This window comes from Devosia sp. (assembly GCF_041917035.1).
In the GTDB taxonomy this organism is placed as follows: domain Bacteria; phylum Pseudomonadota; class Alphaproteobacteria; order Rhizobiales; family Devosiaceae; genus Devosia_A.
On sequence record NZ_JAYRYM010000185.1, the window covers coordinates 1 to 7,269 of the forward strand.

Annotated in this window: 5 protein-coding genes and 1 pseudogene; all 6 read right to left on the bottom strand. The window is 68.8% G+C overall.

The genetic code is table 11. From position 1 onward, the window contains the following. A partial coding sequence (locus ACE3TU_RS16320) for an ABC transporter ATP-binding protein/permease (protein ID WP_374626077.1) occupies window positions 1-1,763 on the bottom strand: 1,763 nt, incomplete at its 3' end. Further along, complete coding sequence (locus ACE3TU_RS16325) at window positions 1,763-2,083, bottom strand: ArsR/SmtB family transcription factor (RefSeq protein ID WP_374626079.1); 321 nt, start codon at window positions 2,081-2,083, stop codon at window positions 1,763-1,765. The genes ACE3TU_RS16320 and ACE3TU_RS16325, both read right to left, overlap by 1 nt. Before the next feature lie 80 nt (window positions 2,084-2,163). After that, window positions 2,164-3,258 carry a sugar-transfer associated ATP-grasp domain-containing protein gene (locus ACE3TU_RS16330; protein ID WP_374626081.1) on the bottom strand — a complete coding sequence of 365 codons (1,095 nt, stop codon included), beginning with the start codon at window positions 3,256-3,258 and terminating at the stop codon, window positions 2,164-2,166. 73 nt (window positions 3,259-3,331) lie between these two features. Beyond that, entirely contained in the window at window positions 3,332-5,377 is a 2,046-nt protein-coding gene (locus ACE3TU_RS16335) for a LysM peptidoglycan-binding domain-containing protein (RefSeq protein WP_374626083.1), read from the bottom strand. A gap of 68 nt (window positions 5,378-5,445) precedes the next feature. After that, window positions 5,446-7,038, bottom strand: a complete 1,593-nt coding sequence (gene cimA / locus ACE3TU_RS16340) for a citramalate synthase (protein WP_374626085.1) — start codon at window positions 7,036-7,038, stop codon at window positions 5,446-5,448. A gap of 9 nt (window positions 7,039-7,047) precedes the next feature. After that, window positions 7,048-7,269: pseudogene (locus tag ACE3TU_RS16345) on the bottom strand (GFA family protein); the annotation flags it as partial.

The following is a 7,269-nucleotide window of genomic DNA, read 5'->3' on the forward strand; positions in this document are numbered from 1 at the left end:
CGGAAATGCGTGCCGCGCTCGGCGATCTCGCCGTCACGCAGGACGATGATCTCGTCGGCGTTGACGACGGTGGAGAGCCGGTGGGCGATGACCAGGGTGGTGCGATCGGCCGAGACCAGGTCGAGGGCCGACTTGATGTCTTCCTCGGTCTTGGAATCGAGGGCGGAGGTCGCCTCGTCGAGGATCAGGATCGGCGGGCCCTTGAGGATGGTGCGGGCAATGGCGACGCGCTGCTTCTCGCCGCCCGAGAGCTTGAGGCCGCGCTCGCCGACCTGGGTGGCGTAGCCCTTGGGCAGGCTCTCGATGAACGGGCCGATCTGGGCGAGCTCGGCGGCCTTGCGCACGTCCTCTGGGCTGGCATCGGGGCGGCCGTAGAGGATGTTGTACTCGATGCTGTCGTTGAACAGCACCGTGTCCTGCGGCACCATGCCGATCTGCGCGCGCAGGCTCGCCTGGGTGACGTCGCGCAGATCCTGCCCGTCGATGGTGATGCGACCTTCGATCACGTCGTAGAAGCGGTAGAGCAGGCGCGAGATGGTGGACTTGCCGGCCCCCGACGGACCGACCACGGCGATGGTCTTGCCGGCCGGCACCTCGAAGCTGATACCCTTGAGGATCGGCCGTTCCGGATCGTAATGGAACCTCACGTCCTCGAAGCGGATCACCGGGCCGGTCACGGCGAGCGGCTTCGCCCCGGGCTTGTCCTGCACCTCCGGCTCCTTGTCGAGGAGCTTGAACATCTCCTCGATGTCGGTCAGGCCCTGGCGGATTTCGCGATAGACGAAGCCGATGAAGTTGAGCGGCCGGTAGATCTGCATCAGGAAGGTGTTGAGCAGCACGAAATCGCCTAGCGTCAGCGTCTTGTTCATCACGCCGAGGCCAGCCATGACCATGATTATCACCGTGCCGGTGTAGAAGATGGCGGCCTGGCCGAAGTTGAGGACGCCGAGCGAGCTCCAGATGCGGATGGCGGAGCGCTCGTACTTCTGCATCGAGCGGTCGAAGCGATCGGCCTCCATCTTCTCGTTGGCGAAGTACTTTACCGTCTCATAGTTGAGCAGGCTGTCGATGGCCTTGCCGTTGGCGTCGGTGTCGCTGTCGTTCATGTCGCGGCGGATGGATATCCGCCAGTTCGACGCCTTGATGGTGAAGTAGAGGTAGAGCCAGATGGTGGCGACGAGGACGCCGAGATAGCTCACCCCGAACATCACCACGAAGATCACCGCGGCGATGGCGAACTCGACCACCGTCGGGGCGGTGTTGAGCATGGTGAAGCGGACGACGGTCTCGATACCCTTGGTGCCGCGCTCGATCACCCGGCTCAGCCCGCCGGTGCGGCGCTGCAGGTGGAACCTGAGACTCAGGCGGTGCAGGTGCTCGAAGGTGCGGTAGGCAAGCTTGCGCACGGCGTTCTGCCCGACCGAGGCGAACAGCACGTCGCGCAGTTGCTGGAAGCCGGCATCGATCAGGCTGCCGAGGCCATAGGCGACGATCAGCACCAGCGGCACGGCAATGCCGAGGACCAGGGCGTTCTCCGGCGTGGCGCCGTCGAGCGCGTCGATGATGCCCTTGTAGGCAAACGGCACCAGCGTGGTCGCCACCTTGGAAACGAGCAGCGCCCCGATGGCCAGGATGACGCGCAGCTTGAGGTCGGCTCGACCCACCGGCCACATGTACTGCCAGAGGTTGGCGACCGTACGGCCGAGATTGGATTCATCGGCGTCCACGGTGGGACGCTTCGGCGAGTCGTTGGAAACGGACATCAGGCCGGCTCGTGCAGCTGAATGGGGGCCAGGCCGCTGAACAGGCCGGAGCACGCCTCGTTGAAGGCGGCAAGCCGGTCGGATCGGAGCGAGTAGCAGTTCCGCGTGCCCTTGGCGTGGCGCTCGACGAGGCCGGCATCGAGCAGCACCTTGATGTGCTGGCTGACCGTCGACTGCGCCAGCGGCAGGCACTGGGTGACGTCGGTGCAGCAACAGTCGCCCGGGCGCTGGGTGGCGAGGATGCGCAGGATGCTCAGGCGCACCGGGTGCCCCAGAGCACGCATCACGTTGGCGAGATCATCGTCCTGCATCGTATTCATCGGCAAGTAGCGATAGAAGAAGGGGGGAACGAACGCAAGGCAAAACGACCTGCCCAACGAGGCAGTCGTCCGCCGACAGGCTAGAGGAAGCCGGCGAGGCGGGAGTAGCGGCGGCGCCCGATGCGCTGGCGCAGATCATCCATCACCGGCGCGAATATCGGGCCCAGCGAGATCTGCGGGACGCTGATGGTGGTGCCGACATTCACCTCGATGGTGACCGGGCGACCGGCCGCATCGATGGCCACGTCCCACGAGGCGAGGTCGATCCACGGCAACCGGCGATGCGCCTCCAGATAGGCGTCGCGCGCGGCGGCGAAGCCGGGCACCGAGCGGCCGGCAAAGGGCAGGCCGCTGTCGGGATGGGCCTGGTAGACCCGCGAGCCATCCTTGTTGTAACCGTCGGCATGCAGCACGCCGCGCTCGGCGTCGACACCGCAATAGAGGCCGCCCGCACCGGTGTTGTCGACGCGGCTGCCCTGGCGGCCCATGCGCAGGAAGGTGCCGAGGTGGACGATCTCGCCGTCGCGCCTGCGGTAGGTGTTGACGCGCAGGGTGTTGAGCGAGGTGCCGTTGATCGCGGCGATATCGCCATGCTGCTGCACCGGAAGCTGGATCACCGCATCGGTGCGGCCGACGAGGGCCCCGGCAAGATCTGGCGCCGCGACGAAGGCGATGGACTTGCCCGAGCCGGTGACGCGGCTCGGCTTCACCACCACCTGGGCGCCGGGGGGGAGCCGACGGACCAGCTCTGCCGCCGTCGCCGGGCCGAACTGCGGGTCGAGCAGGCGGCCGTTCATCAGCCGGCCGACCGTCGGCGGCAGGGACGGCCACCCCTCGATCAGGTCGAAATGGTTCTTGTCGGACAGGATGGCGGCCCGGTCCTTCGGGTTCAGGGCCGGCATGGCGAGGGCGTAGAAGATGTCCTCCGGCATGTAGACGGCGGACGGGCGACCATTGGCGCGGGCATAGTGTGCGTGCCAGCGCAGGTCGCGATAGCCCTGCACCAGGCCGCCGAGGAATGCCAGCGCCTCGGCGCGGGTCGCCTCATCGAGACTCGCCCCCGCATGCGGCGGCAGCGCCGCGAGCTGCCGGCGCGAGATCTGCGCCAGCCGAAACGTGTAGTAGCGCCGCGTCAGGCGCGCCACCGCCGGCCTCAGCGTCTTGACGATGCGCACCGATCCACCCCGATCCACCCCACTTGCCCCGCACATGCGTACTGAACGGCGGCGCCGAGGACAACGCCCCGATTCAGTCGTCGTAGACGAGCGGCAGGTCGAAGACCTGGCCGGGATAGATGCGGCCCGGCCGGGCGATCAGGTCGCGATTGGCCCGGTAGATGACACTGAAGCGCACACCGCGTCCGTAGTAGCGATGGGCGATGTCCCACAGCGTATCGCCGCGACGGATGATCGCCTTGCCCGAGACGAAGCGACCGGCACCCGGATCGCCGAACGACACAGCGCGCAGCCTCGGTACGGACGTGCCGGGAGACGACAGCGCGAAGCTGGCGACGACCGCCGGGACGGTCGGCGTCAGCGGAGCCAGTTCGAGGACCGTGCCGGCCTGCGGCGCGCCCAGAATGGTCACCGAGGCGCTTTCGGCGGCCGGAACAACCGGGCGGATGGGCGGCAGCGCGGGAGGGTCCACGACCGGCAGGTCCCCGTCGGGCGAAGCCGGATGGAGAGCGGGCGCGCCATCTTCCTCGCCGGGCAGATCGGCCAGCGGCGCGGCGAGTGCCGCCACGGCAGCATCCGGCGGACTCTCGGGCGCGAGAGGCGACAAGTCCTCCCGGGGCGCCTCGATCACCGCCGGCTGCTCGAGCTCGAGGCTGATCGCCGCACTGGAAAGAACCTCGCCACTTGCCGGGTCGACCGCCTCGACCCGCAGCAGATGCTGCGGCAGGGCGAGCATATCCTCCCCCTCGACCAGCCACCGACCGGCCTCGACCGGGCTCTCGCCGACCAGCAGGCCATCGACATAGAGGCGCATCAGCGCCCCGGCCGGTCCGTCGCCGGCGACGAAGGCCGCCGACCCGTCGCGTTCCACGGCATCGATCGTCGGCGGCAGCATGGGCACGGGAAGCATGTCCGAAAGTGTGGCGGAGGGGGGCTCGTCAGGGGTTGCGGCCACCTCGGTGACGTCCTCGATCGCCGCAGCCGGGGGCGCAACCGGGTCCGGCACGGGTGACTCGGCCAGCGGAGCGAGCAGGGCGGGATCGACGGCATCGAGGGCGGCCGCCAGAGCCGGCGGCGTCACCGGCGGGGACAAGTCGGGCAGGCGCGGCGTGGCGACGACCGCCGAGACATCGGGCGCGAGGTCCGCCGGCTCGAGCGGGGCTGCAAGGGCCTCGGCATCGAGGGCCGCGAGAGCCGCCCAGTCGGAAGAAGGCAGGGCGGGCGGCAGGTCCGGCAGAAGCGGCGCATCGGCGATCGCCGATGCATCCGGCCCAGGCTCGCTAAGCTCGACCGACCATGCCGCAGGTGCCTCGGCCAGCAACGGCGTATCGATCACCGCCGCTCCCTCCGGCTGACGAGGGACCGCCGGCGCCGCCGGCAGGAGCAGTCCAGGGTCGAAGGCATCGAGGGCCGCGGCCAGGGCGGGCGGCGCAACGGGCGGGGACAGGCAGGGCAGTGCCGGCGGCTCTGCGCCTGCGGACACATAGTCCGTCTCGACCACCGCGTCGCTCGAGGCCGGCGCAAGCGAGGGCGGAACGTCGCCATGCGGGGCATCCGGCGGCAGATCGGGACTGTCGGCGAGCGGCAGCTCGAGCAGGGCCGGATCGAAGGCATCGAGGGCCGCTGCCAGAACGGGCGGCAGCGCGGGAGGCGAGAGGCCGGGGTCGCGCGCCATCGTATCCGCGGTGTCGGCAGCCGGGATCTCCACGGCTCCCATCGGCCTCGGCGCGGCATTGGGAACGTCGGCGTCGGGGAATGCCCCGACGGTGCTCTTGGGCGCCGGCCCCAGCGAGCGGGCCAGCTCGGGCGGGCGAACATCGGCGGGCAACTCCGCCAGCCGGGGCTCCGCGTCCTCGTCCTCGGCTGCGTGTTCTTCCGCAGGTGACTCGTCCGGCGTCTCCCCGACTGCTGGCGCCGGACCGTCATCGGCACTTTCGGCGAGCGCCGGAGGCGGCGACACCCCCGCCATGGGCAGGTCGAAGCGGCTGCCGATCAGGTTGCGGATGCACTCGACCAACCCGCGCTGATCGGCGCGACAGGCATCGATCGCCGGAACGGCGAAGAGGCCCAGCATGACGAACACCGTCACCCCGGCCGCCGCCAGGGTGAAGACAAGCATCCGGCCCTGCTCCGTGCGGCCCAGTCACGCCTCCGCTGCGAGGCGCCCCGGCCCGCCGGTTCGCGGGGTCAGGCTGCCTCGGTTTTCATCAATTTATAGGTAATCGACTCGTAAAGCGCCTCAAATGAGGCATCGATGATGTTGGGGCTGACCCCGATGGTGTACCAGCGCTCGCCGGTGCCGTCGCGGCTTTCGACCAGCACACGGGTGACCGCGCCCGTGCCGCCGTCGAGGATACGCACCTTGAAGTCGACGAGTTCCAGATCGGCGATGCGCGCCGAGAACTGGCCAAGGTCCTTGCGCATGGCCAGATCGAGCGCGTTGACCGGACCGTTGCCCTCGGCCACGGACATCAGCCGTTCCTCGCCGATGCGGATCTTCACCACCGCCTCGGTGACGGTGATCTGCTCGCCGCGGGCATTGTGCCGACGCTCGACGCTGGCGCGGTAGCTCTCGACCTCGAAGAACTCCGGCAGCGTGCCGAGGACGCGGCGGGCGAGGACAACGAAGGAGGCGTCCGCGCCATCATAGGAATAGCCGCGCGCCTCCCGCTCCTTGACGGTGCGCAGCAGCCGCTCGAGGCGCGGATCGTCCTTTTCCAACGCGATGCCGTGGCGCCGGAGCGCCGCGAGCAGGTTGGACTTCCCTGCCTGCTGGCTGACCATGATGTTGCGCTCGTTGCCGACGCTCTCGGGCGGCACGTGCTCATAGGAGGAGAAATCCTTGGCGAGCGCCGAGGCATGGATGCCGGCCTTGGTGGCGAATGCGGCGGTGCCGACATAGGGCGACTGCCGGGCCGGGGCGCGATTGAGCAGCTCGTCGAAGGCGCGCGAGATCGAGGTGAGGTGACCGAGCTGCTCGGCGCTGATGCCGAGCTCGAAGCGCTCGACAAAGCCCGGCTTCAGCATCAGCGTCGGAATCAGCGTCACGAGGTTGGCATTGCCGCAGCGCTCGCCGATGCCGTTGAGCGTGCCCTGGATCTGGCGTACGCCGGCATCGACAGCGGCCAGCGTATTGGCGACGGCCTGGCCGGTATCGTCATGGGCATGGATGCCGAGCCGATCGCCGGGGGCGACGTTCAGCACATCGGCGACGATCGCGGCGATTTCGGCGGGCATGGTGCCGCCATTGGTGTCGCACAGCACCACCCAGCGGGCCCCGGCGGCGAGCGCGGTCTCGACGAATTTCAGCGCATAGGCGCGGTTGGCCTTGTAGCCATCGAAGAAGTGCTCGCAATCGACCAGCACTTCCTTGCCCGCCGCGACGCCGGCCTCGATGGTTTCGCTCAGGTTGTGCAGGTTCTGCTCGGGGGTGATCTCGAGGGCAACCCGCACCTGGTGGTCCCAGGCCTTGCCGACAAAGCAGGCGGCCTCCGCGGCGGAGTTGAGGATGGCCTGCACGCCCGGATCGTTCGCCACCGAGCGCCCGGCCCGCTTGGTCATGCCGAAGGCGGTGAAGATGGCGTCGCGGGTGCGGCTTTCGGCGAAGAACTGGTCGTCGATGACATTGGCCCCCGGATAGCCGCCCTCGATGTAGTCGACGCCCAGCCGTTCGAGCAGCGCCGTCACCGAAATCTTGTCCTCGAGCGAGAACTCGATGCCGGCGGTCTGCGCGCCGTCGCGCAGCGTGGTGTCGAACAGGTAGAGGCGTTGACGGGACATGGGCTGAACTCAGTTACGGGGCGGCCACTCGGCCGTATCGTGGTCGGGGTGCTGGTGGTTGGTGGCGCGGATGCGGACGGCCAGGTCGGGAGCGACCTCCTCGATGGGCGGCAGGTCGGGGACCTCGTGCAGGGCGCCGAAATAGGGAAGGCGGCCATCGGGGCAGGTCTGCTCGAGCGGCGGGAAATCCTCGGGATGGTCGAGCGAGCCGATGGTGACACTGAGGTTCCG